Below are 14,775 nucleotides of genomic sequence, written 5' to 3'. Positions count from 1 at the left end.
GCCGGCTTGCCGCCGGTCTGTCATGGATTGCCCGCGAGAACCGGCGGGCGAACGAGCCCGGAAGCTTCGAGGGAGCGGAGAAAATCTGCCATGCGCCGCTGACGATAAGCGGCCACGTCCATGCCGGTATAGTTGAAGAACCCCTCGCCTGTTTTCAGGCCGATCTTTCCTTCTTCCATGTTGCGGCTGATGATGGCGGGCGGCGCGAAACGATCGTCCTGGAAGGCGTCGCTGAGATAGTTCGAAGCGTAATAGAGGATGTCGCCGCCGCCCCAGTCGATGAACTCGAGAAGCCCGAGCACGCCGAAGCGCAGCCCGAAACCATAGGTCACGGCCTTGTCGACGTCTTCGGCACTGGCGACGCCCTCTTCGACGAGCCGTGCCGCCTCGTTCATGGCCAGAGCCTGAATTCGAGGTACGATGTAGCCTGGCGAAGCCTTGCAGGTGATCGGCACCTTGCCGATCGACTCCAGAAAACCGCGCACCGTTGCAAGCGCCGATCCGGAAGTCTCTTCGGCCGGGCTGAGTTCGACCAGCGGCATCAGGAAGGCGGGGTTGAGCCAGTGAGCGTTGAGGAAACGCTGCGGGTTCCCGGTGAAGGCGGATAGATGTGTCGAGAGCATCGTCGATGTGGTCGAGGCGAGGATGGCATCGCTGCACGCGTGAGCGTCGAAGACGCCGAACGCGTCACGCTTTGCAGCTTCGGTCTCAGGCACTGCCTCGAAGACGATCGATGCGTTGCTGAACGCCTCGTCTGCGTGGGTTCGCGGCAGGACCGTCACCCGTGCCAGTATTTCGCCGATCGCCGCGGCATCGAAGGCTCCGAGCAAGGCGATTGCGTTCAGGCCCGCCTCGACCTCGCCCAGCGTCTGCGCCTTCAGTTCCTCGAACCCGGCCGCATCACGCGGCTTCGCGTCCAGCAGCCGGATTTGGTGGCCCGCATAGGCGACGCACTGTGCGATGCCGCGGCCCATGCGCCCGGCGCCGATGCAGGCGATGATTTCGCCGGACATCAGAAACCGTCCTTGAGCATGGCCTGCACGTCGGCCTGGCTCCGGTCGGCGAGGCCGACACTTTCCATCGTGCGGCCCTCGCTTCGCAAGTCGCGCTCGGCCACCACCCCGGCGATTGCCAGAAGGCCCTTGGCAACAGGGCACGGCACCCCCGCCCAATCGCCGACCGAGACGAGAAAGGCGAGGCCGAGGCCGACATCCTCGGTCATGTAGCGATGGTTCTTGAGGTCGAGCGTCTCGTGCCAGTCGCCGGATCCGACGAGCTTGTCGTGGGCAAGATTACCGTACATCCAGTCGCTGGTCTCGTAGTGATCGGCGAGCGGAAAATGCGGCGCGCCATAGCCGAGCTTCTCGCGGATCGCGATGCGCTCGTTGTCGAGAGCAGTGTGCGTTCGCCGGATCGCCGGCTGCGTTCCCTCATTGTGGATGTCCCATTTGTCGAAATGTTCGATCGGGCCGGCGTTCATGAGGATCAACGGTGGGTGAATGATCGGGCCGGCATTCATCAATGCGCCCGACAGCGCGTCTTCGACCGGTTCGATGGCACCGGGAAACGCCTGCGATATCACCTCTATCGCGTGTCTGGTCCTGCTGGCGGGCAAGACCCCTGTCGGCAGGCGCGAGGCGCGCGTGGTGATGCGGACTTCCAGAGGGCTCTGCTTGCGGCAGAGCCACGGAAGCGTTCCCGTCTCGGCGATCGCGATGTCGGCAGCAGATCCTGCGTCGCGGATGCGCTTCATCATGATGTAGGAGCCGAAGGTGCCGGGTGGCAGGTAGATCACCTGCCCATCCTTCAGGTGCGGGGCAAGCGCCGCTGCCATGTCCTCCTGCGCAAAGGCCGGTGTCGGCGCCACGATGAGGGCGGCGTGCTTGATCGCGGCGGCAAGATCATCGGTTGGCGTGACCTTCACCTTCCGGCTGCCCTTGTGGTCGGTGACCGTAATTTCTCCGGCAGCGGCAACATCGGCGAAGCTCGACGCCGCGCGCCGCCACCATGCCACATCGTGGTCTGCTTCTGTGAAATCGGCCACTGCCGCGTAGGACCCGTTGCCTCCGCCCAGAACAGCAATCTTCATCTATCCACTCCCTGCTCTTGAACGCCGGAGACGACAGCGGTCGCCTCGATTTCAACCAGTGCGTCCCGTTCCACCAGACGCGTCACCTCCACGGTCGTCATGGCTGGGAAACAGCGCCCGAAGACCTCCCGGTAGGCGGCACCCAGACCCTTCGGATCGGCGAGATACTGCTCGATGCTGGTCACGTACCAGGTCAGCCGGACGAGATGCTCCGGGCCGGCGCCACCTGCCGCGAGCACGTCGCGAATATTCATGAAGGTCTGCCGGGCCTGCGCGGTGAAACCATCGGGAAAGCGCCCTTCGGCATCCCAGCCGACAAGGCCACCGGTAAAGATCACGCCACCGGCGCTCATCACGCCGTTGGCATAGCCTTTCGGCTTGGCCCAGCCTTCCGGCTGGAGCACGCGGCTGGCCAGTCCAGAGGGGGCCGCATCCGCATCAGGCTTGGTGTTCATCAACTCTCCTCCTCGGCAGGTCTGGTGGTGCGGCGTTCACCCGCCGGACGGGCTTCGGGGCCGTGCAGGGCGACGATGCGCGCCAGGACGTGCTTGAGAATTGCCGCCTGGGCGGGTGAAATCTGATCGATGATGCCCGCCTCGTGGATGCGCGCATCCTCGACGAGTTCACGGGCGAGCGAGCGACCCGTTGCGGTCAGGAAAACCCGGACACGCCGCCGGTCGCGCTCGTCGCTGCGCCGCGTCACCAGCTTCTTGTCAGCCATCTGGTCGATGATCTTGGTCAGCCGCGACTGCTCCATCAGCGCAAGCGCCGCGAGTTGCGTCACCATCTGGCCATCCTCATCGGCAAGGCAGGCCAGAATCCGCCACTCCGGCACCCTTACGCCCCGCGCCCGCACCTGAGCATGGAATTCCGTCGAGACGCCTTCGCTCGCTGCCGCAAGCAGGTAGAGGAGGTAGTGTCGCACAAACCCCTGGTCTGCGGTCTGCCCGGCCTCCGGCGGATGTTTGTGCGCGGTCATCCGTCCTCACATCGACTGCGGAATGACGAGCGCCAGGCCCGGCACAAAAATCAGGAGCATCAGCCGCAGGATGTCGACCGCAACAAAGGGAACGACGCCGGCATAGATGCGCTCGATCGGCACATCGGGAGCGACCGAGCGCATGACGAAGATGTTCATGCCGATCGGCGGCGTGATGTAGGACAACTCGGTGGCAATGACGACGAAGATGCCGAACCAGATCGGGTCGAAGCCGAGGCCGGTCACGATCGGGAAGAAGATCGGCACCGTGAGCGTCACCATGGACAGGCTCTCGAGAAGGCATCCGAGGATCAGGTAGATGATGACGATCGAGAAGATGAACTGATAGGGGCCGACACCGAGCAGGTTGATCCATTCGCGCAGATCCGTCGTCAGGCCGGAAAAATTGACGTAGTTCAGGAAGAACAGCGCGCCGAACAGAATGAAGAACATCACCGCCGTCGTCTTTGCGGTGTCGAACAGAGTCATGAGCGTATCGCGAAGGGTGAGCCGGCCGCGGAACGCCGTCAGGAGAAACGCGCCGCCCGCGCCCATGCCCGCGGCTTCAGTGGCGGTAAAGGCGCCGGCATAGATGCCGCCGAGCACGAAGACGAACAGTGCCAGCGCCCAGAACACGCCCTTCAGCGCCCGGAACCGGTCGGCAAGCGGCAGCTTCGGCTGAACCTCCAGATGCTCCTTGTACATCACCAGCGAGAGCCGCACGGCGACAATGTAGAAGATCATGCCGACGATACCGGGCAGCAGTCCTGCAAGGAACAACATGCCGATGTTCTGCTGGGTCAGGATCCCATAGATGACAAGGATCACGGAGGGCGGAATGAGGATGCCCAGCGTGCCTCCCGACGCGATTGCGGACGATGCAAGACGATCGGAATAGCCGAAGCGGCGCATTTCCGGCAGCGCGATGCGGGCCATGGTCGCCGTCGTCGCCAGCGAGGATCCGCAGACCGAAGAGAACCCCCCGCAGGCGACGATCGTCGCCATGGCAAGCCCGCCCTTGCGATGACGCAGCCAGGCATTGGCGGCTTTGTAGAGGTCGCCCGCCACGCCCGACTGCACGACGAGATTGCCCATCAACAGAAACAGCGGCACGACTGAAAGCGTGTAGCTGCGGCCACCGTCGAAATAGGTCTGGCCGATCAGCGACAAGGTCGGCGTCCAGCCGATGATCGAAGCAACGCCGATGAGGCCCACTCCAGCCATCGCAAAAGCGATTGGAACACCTGCGAAGATGAGCACCAGAAGCAGAAGGACGCCAATCGGCCACTCCATCAGGCGGTCTCCTCGCGGCCCCTGGACAGGCGCATGACGGCCATGATGAAGGTCACGATCGAACATGCGCCGGCGATGACGGCGGCGGCCTTGGAGAACGGGCCGATCGGAGCGCGCAGGTAGACGGTCACTTCATTGTAGCTGGCAAGCTGACTGCCGTGCTTCCAGAGCTGCCAGGCAACGATCGCCAACACCACCGAAACGAACAGGCGGGCGAATAGAAGTTGCGCCGTTTCCCACCATCCCCGCAGACGTCCGGTGACGAGATCGACCGAGATATGACCATCGTCGAGGCACACCGCAGGCAAGCCGCAGAAGATGATCGACATCAACAGGAGCTCCGTATACTCGGAAGCGCCGGGCAGGGGGCTGGACAGGAAATAGCGCCCGACGACATCGACCACCGTTACTAGCGTCAGGGCAATCAGCAGCACTCCGCAGAGCACTGCCGTCACCATGCGCAGACCCCGCCGAGCCCTCGCGAGGAAGGCGTCGGAAGACGGATACATCACTCGCTCGCGACGGACTGGACTTCGCTCTCGAGCCTGGAAAGGATCGCGTCGAAATCGACGTCCTTGGCCTCGTAATTCGCCTTGATGCCGTCGAAGATCGGCTGTGCGGCCTCGCGAAGTTCGGCCACCTCCTCCTCGGTCGCTTCGTGGAAGGCGACCGTGTCGGCGATGACTTCCATGCCCGCTGCATCGGCAGCATCCCAGGCCCGGCCTGCCATGCGGGCAAATGCTTCGCCCGAAATCTCGTCGATCGCCGCCTGATCCTCGGCAGACAGGCTATCGAACCTGGCCTGGTTCATGACGAAGAAGAACGAGACGTTATAGAGGCCGCCGGGTACCCGCAGCGCGGTGTCGACGAGACTTTCGAGCTTGAAGAAGGGCACCGATTCCACCGGGAAGAAGATGCCGTCTGCCACACCGCCTGACAGCACCTCATAGGACTGCGGCGAGGGAGCCTGGATCGACACCATGCCAAGCCCTTCGGCCAACATGTTGGTGATATTGCCGGCCACGCGCACCTTCTGGCCGGAAAGTCCGGAAATCGGCGTTACCGGACGGCCCTTGGTGAAGAGAAGGCCAGGTCCATGCGCAAAAAGGCCAAGCACCTTGGTGCCGCGATGTTCGTCCGCCGCGGCAAGATCGCTCTCGAACACGCGCTGGAAGGCCACTGACAGGCTCTCGGAGGTGTCGGCGATGAATGGAAGCTCGGCGATCTCGGTGAGCGCGAAGCGGCCCGGCGTATAGGAATGGACGCCGAAGGTCAGGTCGGCAACGCCATTCGCTGCGAGATCGAAATGCGCCGGAGGCGGCCCCAGGGGTGCGTCGAGAATCTGGACGCTTACGCGACCGTCGGTCGCCTCCTTCAGCCGTTCACCCCAGGGGATCATCATGTCCTTGACGATCGGGTGCGACGGCGGAAGCCAGTTCGACATGCGAAGAACGGTTTCCTGCGCGGAGGCATGGGCGCTCAGAGCGAGGAGCGATATAAATGCATATGCAAATTTCTTGAGCATGACGGTCACCGTTGGTTCCCCTTGTTATCGGCAGCCTTACGCTACGGATGCTGGCACAGCTTTTTGCCCCCTTCAAGCTTGAAAAGATGAAAATGCATAATTTCATGCCTGAAGGTTGACAGGCAAAAACATGATAATTCATATTCCGGATCGAGGAGGCTGTGTGCGCCTTTGACCCGATGACCGCAGCAAGAAGCGGAGGTCCCTGCACATGTCGCAATTGCGGCTGAAAGTCAGTTCGGTCGAAGCGCCGACGGATCGGATCCGGGCGCTGACACTTGCGTCCGAGGACGGGCGGAAATTGCCCGGCTATCGAGCTGGCGCCCACATCAGGATCGCCCTGCCCCATGGCGGTGAGCGTCACTATTCGCTGATCAACCCGGATGCGGGGAGCGATACGTCGTCCGGCGTTCGGACCTACCGTCTGGGTGTCCTGATGGAGCCCGAGAGCAAAGGTGGCTCGCGCTACATGCATGGGCTGAAGCCGGGCGACACCATCGCAACCTCGGCACCCAAGAATGAATTCGGGCTCGTCGCGCATGAGGGTCCCGCCATCTTGCTGGCCGGCGGGATCGGCGTGACGCCGATCATCTCCATGGCCGCCGAGCTAAAGCGGGCCGGACGGCCGTTCGAATTTCACTATTCGGGCCGATCGCGCCCGCTGATGGCTTTCGTCGACGAGATTGAAGAGACATTCGGTGACGCTCTGAACATCTACTGCGACGACGAGGCCGAACGCTGCCTCGATCTGTCAGGACTGATCGAGCGCGCCCCCGCCGATGCTCACTTTTATGTCTGCGGACCGCGCGGGATGATCGAAGCCGTTCGCGATCGGGCGCTTCCCGAGGGGTTCTCAAAGGATCGCGTTCATTTCGAGCTGTTCGATCGGCCGGAAGAACAGTCCGGCGACCAGCCTTTCGAGGTCGAGGTGAAATCGACCGGTGAAGTCTTCACCATTCCGCCCGGCAGGACGATCATCGAGGTTCTCGAAGAAGGCGGCGTCGATCTGGTGTACGACTGCCAGCGGGGCGACTGCGGCATCTGCCAGACATCGGTGCTGGAAGGCGTGCCGGACCATCGCGACGTGATCCTCACGGAAGACGAGCGCGCCGCCAACGACGTGATGCAGATCTGCGTGTCGCGGGCGAAATCCGCCCGCCTGGTTCTGGATCTTTAGGAGGAAGCTGATGAGCCGCCACGCCAAGGACCGCTCCGCCATCGCCGGCCTCGTCCGTCCGACGGAAGTGCATCGCGACATCTACATCGACGAGGACGTCTTCCAGCTCGAGATGAAGCATCTCTTCGCCAATTGCTGGGTGTTCGTCGGCCACGACAGCCAGACCCCGGACAAAGGCGACTATTTCACGACCGAGATCGGCACGCAGCCGATGATCATGGTGCGTCATTCAGATGGCGAAATCCATGTCCTGCACAATCGCTGCCCGCACAAGGGAACCAAGATCGCGATCGACCGCTCGGGCAATACCGGCAAGTTCTTCCGCTGCCCGTACCATGCCTGGTCATTCAAGACGAACGGCTGCCTTCTCGCGATCCCGCTGCGCAAGGGCTACAAGGACACCGGCCTCGAAGAGAGCGAGAGCGTCAAGGGCATGGCGCCGGTCGGCGACGTGAAGAACTATCGCGGTTTCGTCTTCGCGCGCCTTGCCTCCGAAGGCGTCTCCTTCGAGGAGTTCTTCGGCGATTCCCTCAGCTCAATCGACAACATGGTCGACCGGTCGCCGGCCGGACGGCTCGAGATCGCCGGTCCGCCGCTGCGTTACATGCATCGCTGCAACTGGAAGATGCTGGTCGAGAACCAGACCGACACCTGCCATCCCATGGTTGCGCATGAAAGCTCCGCCGGCACTGCTATCAAGCTATGGGAAGAGATGGACAAGCCGGAAGGGACGAAGACCCCGATGGCGATGGAAGTCATCGCCCCCTTCATGTCGTCCTACGAGTTCTTCGAGAACATGGGCATCCGCACCTGGCCGAACGGCCATGGCCATACCGGCGTGCATCACTCCATCCACTCGGACTATTCGGCGGTTCCGGGATATTTCGAACAGATGTGCAAGGCCCATGGCGAAGAGAAGGCCCGCAGGATACTCGGTGAGAACCGGCACAACACGGTGTACTTCCCCAACATCATGATCAAGGGCCCGATCCAGCAGCTCAGGCTCTTCAAGCCGATCTCGGCCAGCAAGACGCTGGTGGAAAGCTATATCTACCGGCTCGTCGACGCCCCTGACATGCTGTTGCAACGCACTGCCATGTACAACCGGCTCATCAATGCGCCCACCTCCATGGTCGGGCACGACGATCTCGAAATGTATGAGCGCGCGCAGGAGGGGCTGCATTCCGACGGGCTCGAATGGGTCAATGTCCAGCGGCTCTACGAGCCCGGCGAAGACTTCGAAAAAGAAGCGATCGAGAACGGCACGACGGAGCGGCAGATGCGCAACCAGTTTGCCGCGTGGTCGAAATTCATGACGATGACCATGGACGAGGTCGGCCAATGAACACGCCCAGCAAGGAAGACCTCATCGACTTCGTCTACGAAGAAGCACGTATGCTCGACGACGGGCGCTTCGATGAGTGGCTCGACCTTTGGACGCCGGACGGCCTCTACTGGATGCCGCTCGAATACAACCAGCAGGACGAGAACCTCGTGACTTCGCTGCTGCATGAAGACTTCTTCATGATCAAGTTGCGTGTCGAGCGGTTCAAGGGTGAGCGCACCTTTTCGCAGAAGCCGAAAACGCGCTGCCACCATGTCATCCAGCGTCCCTTCGTCGACAGGCTGGATGCCGGGGCGGGCGAGTTCGTCACGCACACGGCATTCCACTATGTCGAGACGCGGCTCGACGACCAGACGTTGCTCGCCGCCAACGCCCGACACCATCTGGTCATGGTGGACGGCAAACTGAAGATGAAAAGGAAACGCGTCGACCTGCTGAACTGCGACGCCGCCTTCGGCAACATCCAGATGTTCCTCTAGGCACGTCATGATCGAGATCGCGCCGCACGCCACCGTCTTTACCGCACTCCGGTCTGCCGCCGCGACCTGGCCGGAGCGTCCCTTCCTCAACGTGCTGGAGGAAACGGCCGAGATTTACGGCATCGACGCGCATGAGTGGAGCTACGCCGAAGCGCTGGGGGAAGTCGAGCGCCTGCGCGACGCCTACGGTGCTGCCGGTTACGTGTCAGGCGGCCGCGTCATGCTTCTTATGGAGAACCGGCCAGCCTTCTTCCTGCACTGGTTTGCACTGAACGCACTCGGCCTGTCGGTGGTGCCGGTCAATCCGGACCTTCAGTCTTCGGAACTCGAATATATGGCACGCCACGCCGAGCCGGTGCTGGCCGTCGCCATTGCCTCTCGCATCGCCGACCTCGAGAAGGCCGCAGCAGCCTCTGGCGTCGGCTTTCCCGTCGTCGCGCCGGACGAAGCGCCACCGCCGCTGGCGGCTGAACTGGCCATGCGCGTGAAGACGCCGGGCGTCGATCCGCTGAAGCGGGAGGCCGCGATGCTCTACACATCCGGCACGACCGGCAAGCCGAAGGGCTGCGTCCTTTCGAACCTCTATTTCCTCGCCGCCGGTCGCTGGTATGCCGAGGCGGGCGGCATCTGCGCGCTAAGCCAGGAAGGCGAACGGATGATAACGCCGCTGCCGATCTTCCACATGAACGCCATGGCCTACTCGCTGATGGCAATGATCGGCGTCGGCGGCTGCCTGACCGCGCTCGACCGCTTCCATCCGCGGACGTGGTGGCGGAGCGTGCGCCAGTCACGGGCGACATGCCTGCACTATCTCGGCGTCATGCCGTCGATGCTCATGAAGGCGCAGCCCTCGCCCGCCGATCGCGATCATGATGTCCGTTTCGGATTCGGCGCCGGGATCGATCCGAAGCTGCATGGCCCGTTCGAAGATCGCTTCGGCATTCCCCTCGTCGAGGCCTGGGCGATGACGGAAACCGGTGCCGGTGCCGTGATCGCCGCCAATAGGGAGCCGCGCAAGCGGGGGTCGAGTTGTCTCGGCAGGCCTCGCGGCAGCGTCGAGGCAAGGATCGTGACGGATCAGGGACGGGAGGCAGAGGCAGACCAGCCCGGCGAGTTGCTTGTTCGCCATGCCGGCGGCGATCCCCGCTACGGCTTCTTCTGCGAATACTACAAGAACCCCGAAGCGACGGCCGAAGCCTGGGCCGATGGTTGGTTTCACACGGGCGACATCGTCCGGCGGGATGCCGATGGCGACTTCTTCTTCGTCGACCGCAAGAAGAACGTCATCCGTCGCTCGGGCGAAAACATCGCCGCGGTCGAGGTCGAATCGATCCTGATGCAGCACCCCGACATCAAGGCGGCCGCGGTCGCGGCTGCGCCGGACGAGTTGCGCGGCGACGAGGTGTTTGCCTGCCTCGTCGTCGAGGGCGAACGCAGTGAGGCGTCGGCCCGTGCAATCGTCTCATGGTGTCTTGAGCGCGTGGCCTACTACAAGGTGCCCGGCTACGTCGCCTTTCTGAACGCCCTCCCGCTGACCGCGACGCAGAAAATCCAGCGCGGCGAGTTGAAAACGCTCGTGCCCCGCCTGCTCGCCGACCCGGAAACGGTCGATACGCGTGCGATGAAGAAGCGGCAGGCCGCTTGATGGCGCGTCGGCGACAAGCCTATGACGGCGTGGTCCTGGCCGCACCGGTCACCATTCCCTATCAGCGCTTTTCAACCGATACCGCCCATTGGTGGATCGCTCGCGCCCTCTCGGAATGCCTGCGGACGGCAGGAATCCGGCCGGCTGATCTCGACGGTTTCTCGGTCTCCAGCTTCAGCCTCTTTCCGGACACGGCTGTTGGCCTGACCCAGCACCTTGGTCTTTCCCCACGCTGGCTCGATCACATCCCGATGGGCGGAGCGAGCGGCATCGCTGCCGTCCGGCGCGCAGCGCGGGCCGTTCAGGCCGGCGATGTCGACGTGGTGGCGTGCGTGGCAGGCGATACCAATCACGTCGACAGCTTCCGGCGGATGCTCTCAAGCTTTTCGCGCTTCGCCCAGGACGCGTCCTATCCCTATGGCGCCGGCGGGCCGAATGCCTGCTTCGCACTCCTGACCGACCATTACATGCAGGCATTCGGAGCGACGAAGGAGGATTTCGGCCGGATCAGCGTGGCGCAGCGCGACAATGCCCTCCGCAATCCTCACGCGGTGATGAAGTCGCCACTGACGATGGAACAGTATCTTTCCGCACGAATGATCTCCGATCCCATCGCGCTTTTCGACTGCGTGATGCCGGTCGCGGGTTCGGAAGCCTTTCTCGTCATGCGCGAGGAAGATGCCCGCGCCGCAGGTCTCACCCATGCGCACATCCGCTCGACCATCGAGCGGCACAATGCCTTTCCGGAAGATCCGATCCAGATGCGCGGCGGCTGGGCGATGGACATCGACGAGCTCTACGCGATGGCGGATGCAAGGCCCGACGACATCGACCTCCTACAGACCTATGACGACTACCCCGTGATATCGATGATGCAGTTCGAGGACCTGGGCTTCTGCGCCAAGGGCGAAGGTCCGCAATTCGTTCGCAGCAAGGATCTGACGATTGGCGGCGACTTTCCGCACAACACGTCGGGCGGTCAACTTTCGGCCGGACAGGCCGGCGCCGCCGGCGGCTATATCGGTCTTGTCGAAGCGATCCGGCAGGTAGCGGGCGCGGCGGGGCCGACGCAGGTTGAGGGCGCACGCACCGCGATGGTGTCCGGTTTCGGCATGATCAACTTCGACCGTGGCGTCTGCTCCAACGCCGCCATCATCTCGGGAGCAGGCGAATGACCAGGCCGATCGCGCCACCGCCAAGGAAGAACCCGCAAAAGCGCACGCGTGTCCCGACGCTTCCGTCCGGATTGCGCAGCCGCGCCGCGCTGGGATTGGCCGCCGCTGCCGCCGAAGGCCGCTTCATGTTGCAAGGCTGCGAAGCCTGCGGCGCACTGCAATATCCGCCGCGCGACGCCTGCTCGACATGCCTTTCGATCGGTCTCAAATGGCGTGACGTGAAGCCTGCCGGCGCGCTCATTGCCGAAACGACCGTGCGCATCTCGACCAATGTCTATTTTCGCGAGCGGACTCCATGGCGCATCGGAACGGTGAAGCTGGATGCCGGGCCGTCCGTGATGGCGCATGTGCATGGCGACGTCGCGCGCGGCGCCAGGGTGGTGCTTGTCAATCGTCTCGACAAATCGGGCCAGGGCGTCTTCTTCGCCCTGCCAATGGATGGGAGTGCCGACATGGCGGACGATCCTCAACTACGCGAACTGACCGCCGATCCGAAGTTCCGCCGCATCCTCGTCACCGACGCGCGCAACGAGAATTCGGTCGCGCTCGCCAAAGCGTTCGCAGATGCGGGGGCGACCAGCATCTTCGTCGGCGAGCCGGAAGGATGGCGGCCCTACCCGCACCGCGCCGCGCTCGCTGCCGTCTCCAACGTTGCGATCGTCCCGCTCGATGTCACCGACACCCGTTCGGTCTGCGAACTTGCCGGCGAGATCGGGGGCAAGACCGACATTCTGGTCAACAATTCACGCTTCATGCGACCGGGCGGGATCATGGATCGCGGCGATACAGTCTTTGCGCGCGACGAATTCGAGACCAACGTGCTCGGGCTGATGCGGCTTGCGCAGGCTTTCGGACCGGCCATGAGCGGCCGTGGCGCCGACGGCGTCAACAGCGCGGTCGCGTGGGTCAACATCCTGTCCGTCTATGCATACGCCAACATGCCGGCATATGGCGTGTTTTCGGCCTCCAACGCGGCGGCGCTGTCGCTATCCCATTGTTTGCGGGCCGAGATGGCACCTGGCGGCGTACGTGTCATGAACGTCTATACCGGACCCACCGAGGACGAATGGCACCAGCCGCTGCCACCCCCGAAAGTCGCGCCGTCGGCTCTCGCCAAATCGGTGATTGCGGGGCTCAAGGACGGTCTCGAGGACGTTTATGTCGGTGACGTCGCGAAGGATCTGATCGATCGCTGGCGGCAGGGGCCGAAGGTACTCGAGCGCGAGATGATGGCCCAGGCGGGAGAAGGCTGATGGACGCGATCGACAACAGGAGCGCCGATCTGCTGGCGCAGATGGCAGGCGCCATCGCCTCGGGCGGCATCGAGGTGGTGGATCTCACCCACACGCTCGACCAGGATTTCCCCGTCATCATCCTGCCACCTGAATTCGGCCAGTGCGCCCGCTTCCGCATGGAGGAGATTTCCGCCTACGACCATCGTGGCCCGGCCTGGAAGTGGCACAATATCAGCCTTTGCGAGCATACCGGAACGCATTTCGACGCACCGTCGCACTGGATTTCCGGCCGCGACATCCCGCATGGAAACGTGGACGAGATACCGGTCGACCGGTTCGTCGGCCCGGTATGCGTGATCGACTGCTCGGCGGGCGCCGGCGAAGATGAAGATTTCGAGCTGACGCCTCAGATCATTCGCGATTGGGAAAAGACCAACGGCCCGATCCCACGAGATTGCTGGGTATTGATGCGGACCGATTGGTCGAAGCGGCGCGGCGCGGCATACCTGAACATGCGCGATGACGGTCCACATTCGCCGGGCCCGACGCCCGACGCGATACGGCTGCTCGTCGAGGAGCGCGGCATTCGCGGCTTCGGGACGGAGACCGTCGGCACGGATGCCGGCCAGGGAATGCACTACACGCCCCCCTACCCCGCGCACTTCATCCTGCATGGCGCCGGCCGCTACGGCCTGCAATGCCTCAACAATCTCGATCGCCTGCCGCCCACCGGCGCGGTGATCGTGGCGACGCCGCTCAAGATCAAGAAGGGCACGGGCAGCCCGTTGCGCGTCATCGCGCTCGTACCGGGAAAAGACGCATGAGCGAGGCGAACTTCACGGCCGTCATCACCGGCGGCAACAAGGGCATCGGTGCCGATCTCGCCGACCGCCTGCTGGAGCAGGGCTACACAGTCGTTTCGGTCGCGCGCCATGCGCCGGAAAAGTCACATGTGAGGCTCGTTTCGGTCGAGGCCGATCTTCTCGATCCGGAGGCGGTCAGGCAAGCGGGAGCCACGATCGCCAGGGACCACGAGGTCACCCATCTTGTCCACAATGCCGGCCTGATCTGGCCGAACCTGGTCGAAGAGGCAAAGCCGGAAGACATAACCGGCCTCGCCCAGTTGCATCTCGGGTCGGCTCTGACGCTGTTGCAGGCATTCCTGCCGGCGATGAAGGAGCGGCAATTCGGGCGCGTCATGTTCAATGCCTCCCGAGCAGCCCTCGGCGCGCCGACACGAACCGCCTACAGCGCCTCCAAAGCCGGCATGATCGGCATGGCACGCACATGGGCACTTGAGCTCGCAACACACGGCATCACGGTCAACGTCGTGGCCCCCGGTCCCATCCTGACGGACAATTTCTGGGGGATCATCCCGAAAGGCAGCGAACGCGAGGCGGAACTCGCCGCGCGAATCCCGGTGGGGCGATTGGGAACCGTGGAGGACGTAACCAACGCCTTCCTGTTCTTCTGCGATCCGAAATCCGGCTTCGTCACCGGCCAGACGCTCTATGTCTGCGGCGGCGCGAGTGTCGGAGGGTCGATCCTTTGACCCATCTCGCCCGCCGTTGAGATCAGGCGGATCGGCTCATGCGGCGTCACCCTCTCGATGACCCGGCAACAGCCGTTACGGGCGCTGTCCCATCCCGCAAACGCTGCCGAATCGTCATGAGCCGTCCAACCGGCCATGCATGGCAGCCATGCCGATGTTGCATGTTGTGCCGCAACAGGTTTCGGAGGTATGTGAGCGCAATCGCACGGACCCGGTGAAAGCCCGGGTGGCTCTTCCGGCCGCCGATCCGCCGGACAACGAAATCAATGCCGACTTGTCGC

Annotated in this window: 15 protein-coding genes and 1 other annotated feature; of the genes, 8 read left to right on the top strand and 7 right to left on the bottom strand. The window is 63.3% G+C overall.

Translation table 11 applies throughout. The features are described from left to right. Positions 1–20 precede the first annotated feature (20 nt). Genes PZ895_RS02740 through PZ895_RS02710 form a run of 7 tightly spaced genes read right to left on the bottom strand, consistent with a single transcriptional unit; the run spans position 21 to position 5,805 of the window. The gene (locus PZ895_RS02740; protein WP_275837500.1) at positions 21–1,013 is read right to left on the bottom strand and encodes a 3-hydroxybutyryl-CoA dehydrogenase; all 993 of its coding nucleotides are present in this window, start codon (positions 1,011–1,013) and stop codon (positions 21–23) included. Beyond that, on the bottom strand, positions 1,013–2,089 hold the full coding sequence (locus PZ895_RS02735) for an NAD/NADP-dependent octopine/nopaline dehydrogenase family protein (protein WP_275837499.1): 1,077 nt from the start codon (positions 2,087–2,089) through the stop codon (positions 1,013–1,015). The genes PZ895_RS02740 and PZ895_RS02735 overlap by 1 nt, the downstream gene beginning before the upstream one ends. Further along, the gene (locus tag PZ895_RS02730) at positions 2,086–2,544 is read right to left on the bottom strand and encodes a RidA family protein (protein WP_275837498.1); all 459 of its coding nucleotides are present in this window, start codon (positions 2,542–2,544) and stop codon (positions 2,086–2,088) included. Before PZ895_RS02730 ends, PZ895_RS02735 begins: the two co-directional genes overlap by 4 nt. Next, the gene (locus tag PZ895_RS02725; protein WP_275837497.1) at positions 2,544–3,068 is read right to left on the bottom strand and encodes a MarR family winged helix-turn-helix transcriptional regulator; all 525 of its coding nucleotides are present in this window, start codon (positions 3,066–3,068) and stop codon (positions 2,544–2,546) included. Before PZ895_RS02725 ends, PZ895_RS02730 begins: the two co-directional genes overlap by 1 nt. 6 nt (positions 3,069–3,074) lie before the next feature. Further along, positions 3,075–4,361, bottom strand: coding sequence for a TRAP transporter large permease (locus tag PZ895_RS02720; RefSeq protein ID WP_275837496.1), 1,287 nt, complete (start codon positions 4,359–4,361; stop codon positions 3,075–3,077). After that, the gene (locus PZ895_RS02715; RefSeq protein WP_275837495.1) at positions 4,361–4,870 is read right to left on the bottom strand and encodes a TRAP transporter small permease; all 510 of its coding nucleotides are present in this window, start codon (positions 4,868–4,870) and stop codon (positions 4,361–4,363) included. The genes PZ895_RS02720 and PZ895_RS02715 overlap by 1 nt, the downstream gene beginning before the upstream one ends. Continuing rightward, positions 4,870–5,805 carry a TRAP transporter substrate-binding protein gene (locus tag PZ895_RS02710; RefSeq protein ID WP_275837494.1) on the bottom strand — a complete coding sequence of 312 codons (936 nt, stop codon included), beginning with the start codon at positions 5,803–5,805 and terminating at the stop codon, positions 4,870–4,872. The genes PZ895_RS02715 and PZ895_RS02710 overlap by 1 nt, the downstream gene beginning before the upstream one ends. A gap of 292 nt (positions 5,806–6,097) precedes the next feature. Between PZ895_RS02710 and PZ895_RS02705 the strand changes: the two genes are divergently transcribed. The 8 genes from PZ895_RS02705 to PZ895_RS02670 are packed head-to-tail and all read left to right on the top strand — an operon-like array spanning position 6,098 to position 14,494. Further along, complete coding sequence (locus PZ895_RS02705) at positions 6,098–7,063, top strand: PDR/VanB family oxidoreductase (RefSeq protein WP_275837493.1); 966 nt, start codon at positions 6,098–6,100, stop codon at positions 7,061–7,063. A gap of 10 nt (positions 7,064–7,073) precedes the next feature. Next, positions 7,074–8,408: an aromatic ring-hydroxylating dioxygenase subunit alpha gene (locus tag PZ895_RS02700; RefSeq protein ID WP_275837492.1), complete on the top strand. Its 1,335-nt coding sequence runs from the start codon at positions 7,074–7,076 to the stop codon at positions 8,406–8,408. Next, complete coding sequence (locus PZ895_RS02695; RefSeq protein ID WP_275837491.1) at positions 8,405–8,887, top strand: aromatic-ring-hydroxylating dioxygenase subunit beta; 483 nt, start codon at positions 8,405–8,407, stop codon at positions 8,885–8,887. Before PZ895_RS02700 ends, PZ895_RS02695 begins: the two co-directional genes overlap by 4 nt. A gap of 7 nt (positions 8,888–8,894) precedes the next feature. After that, a complete protein-coding gene (locus PZ895_RS02690; RefSeq protein ID WP_275837490.1) occupies positions 8,895–10,532 on the top strand; it encodes an AMP-binding protein in 1,638 nt (545 codons plus the stop codon). After that, complete coding sequence (locus tag PZ895_RS02685) at positions 10,532–11,707, top strand: thiolase family protein (protein WP_275837489.1); 1,176 nt, start codon at positions 10,532–10,534, stop codon at positions 11,705–11,707. The genes PZ895_RS02690 and PZ895_RS02685 overlap by 1 nt, the downstream gene beginning before the upstream one ends. Next, positions 11,704–12,960, top strand: coding sequence for an SDR family NAD(P)-dependent oxidoreductase (locus PZ895_RS02680; protein ID WP_275837488.1), 1,257 nt, complete (start codon positions 11,704–11,706; stop codon positions 12,958–12,960). The genes PZ895_RS02685 and PZ895_RS02680 overlap by 4 nt, the downstream gene beginning before the upstream one ends. Beyond that, entirely contained in the window at positions 12,960–13,766 is an 807-nt protein-coding gene (locus PZ895_RS02675) for a cyclase family protein (protein WP_275837487.1), read from the top strand. The genes PZ895_RS02680 and PZ895_RS02675 overlap by 1 nt, the downstream gene beginning before the upstream one ends. Further along, a complete protein-coding gene (locus PZ895_RS02670; RefSeq protein WP_275837486.1) occupies positions 13,763–14,494 on the top strand; it encodes an SDR family oxidoreductase in 732 nt (243 codons plus the stop codon). The genes PZ895_RS02675 and PZ895_RS02670 overlap by 4 nt, the downstream gene beginning before the upstream one ends. 204 nt (positions 14,495–14,698) lie before the next feature. Then, positions 14,699–14,754: a sequence feature (sul1 is cis-regulatory element that is thought to sense ions involved in sulfur or methionine metabolism; They are found in Alphaproteobacteria), on the top strand. Positions 14,755–14,775: the final 21 nt, after the last annotated feature.

The organism is Mesorhizobium sp. YIM 152430 (assembly GCF_029210365.1).
Lineage (GTDB): Bacteria > Pseudomonadota > Alphaproteobacteria > Rhizobiales > Rhizobiaceae > Aliihoeflea.
Note: the sequence above shows the minus strand (reverse complement) of the source record. Positions and strands in the feature narration are given on the sequence as shown.

Bases quoted from the DNA above. Each gene is read 5' to 3' on its own strand.
- PZ895_RS02740 (WP_275837500.1), bottom strand. From the start codon at position 1,013: ATGTCCGGCGAAATCATCGCCTGCATCGGCGCCGGGCGCATGGGCCGC.
- PZ895_RS02735 (WP_275837499.1), bottom strand. From the start codon at position 2,089: ATGAAGATTGCTGTTCTGGGCGGAGGCAACGGGTCCTACGCGGCAGTG.
- PZ895_RS02730 (WP_275837498.1), bottom strand. From the start codon at position 2,544: ATGAACACCAAGCCTGATGCGGATGCGGCCCCCTCTGGACTGGCCAGC.
- PZ895_RS02725 (WP_275837497.1), bottom strand. From the start codon at position 3,068: ATGACCGCGCACAAACATCCGCCGGAGGCCGGGCAGACCGCAGACCAG.
- PZ895_RS02720 (WP_275837496.1), bottom strand. From the start codon at position 4,361: ATGGAGTGGCCGATTGGCGTCCTTCTGCTTCTGGTGCTCATCTTCGCA.
- PZ895_RS02715 (WP_275837495.1), bottom strand. From the start codon at position 4,870: ATGTATCCGTCTTCCGACGCCTTCCTCGCGAGGGCTCGGCGGGGTCTG.
- PZ895_RS02710 (WP_275837494.1), bottom strand. From the start codon at position 5,805: ATGTCGAACTGGCTTCCGCCGTCGCACCCGATCGTCAAGGACATGATG.
- PZ895_RS02705 (WP_275837493.1), top strand. From the start codon at position 6,098: ATGTCGCAATTGCGGCTGAAAGTCAGTTCGGTCGAAGCGCCGACGGAT.
- PZ895_RS02700 (WP_275837492.1), top strand. From the start codon at position 7,074: ATGAGCCGCCACGCCAAGGACCGCTCCGCCATCGCCGGCCTCGTCCGT.
- PZ895_RS02695 (WP_275837491.1), top strand. From the start codon at position 8,405: ATGAACACGCCCAGCAAGGAAGACCTCATCGACTTCGTCTACGAAGAA.
- PZ895_RS02690 (WP_275837490.1), top strand. From the start codon at position 8,895: ATGATCGAGATCGCGCCGCACGCCACCGTCTTTACCGCACTCCGGTCT.
- PZ895_RS02685 (WP_275837489.1), top strand. From the start codon at position 10,532: ATGGCGCGTCGGCGACAAGCCTATGACGGCGTGGTCCTGGCCGCACCG.
- PZ895_RS02680 (WP_275837488.1), top strand. From the start codon at position 11,704: ATGACCAGGCCGATCGCGCCACCGCCAAGGAAGAACCCGCAAAAGCGC.
- PZ895_RS02675 (WP_275837487.1), top strand. From the start codon at position 12,960: ATGGACGCGATCGACAACAGGAGCGCCGATCTGCTGGCGCAGATGGCA.
- PZ895_RS02670 (WP_275837486.1), top strand. From the start codon at position 13,763: ATGAGCGAGGCGAACTTCACGGCCGTCATCACCGGCGGCAACAAGGGC.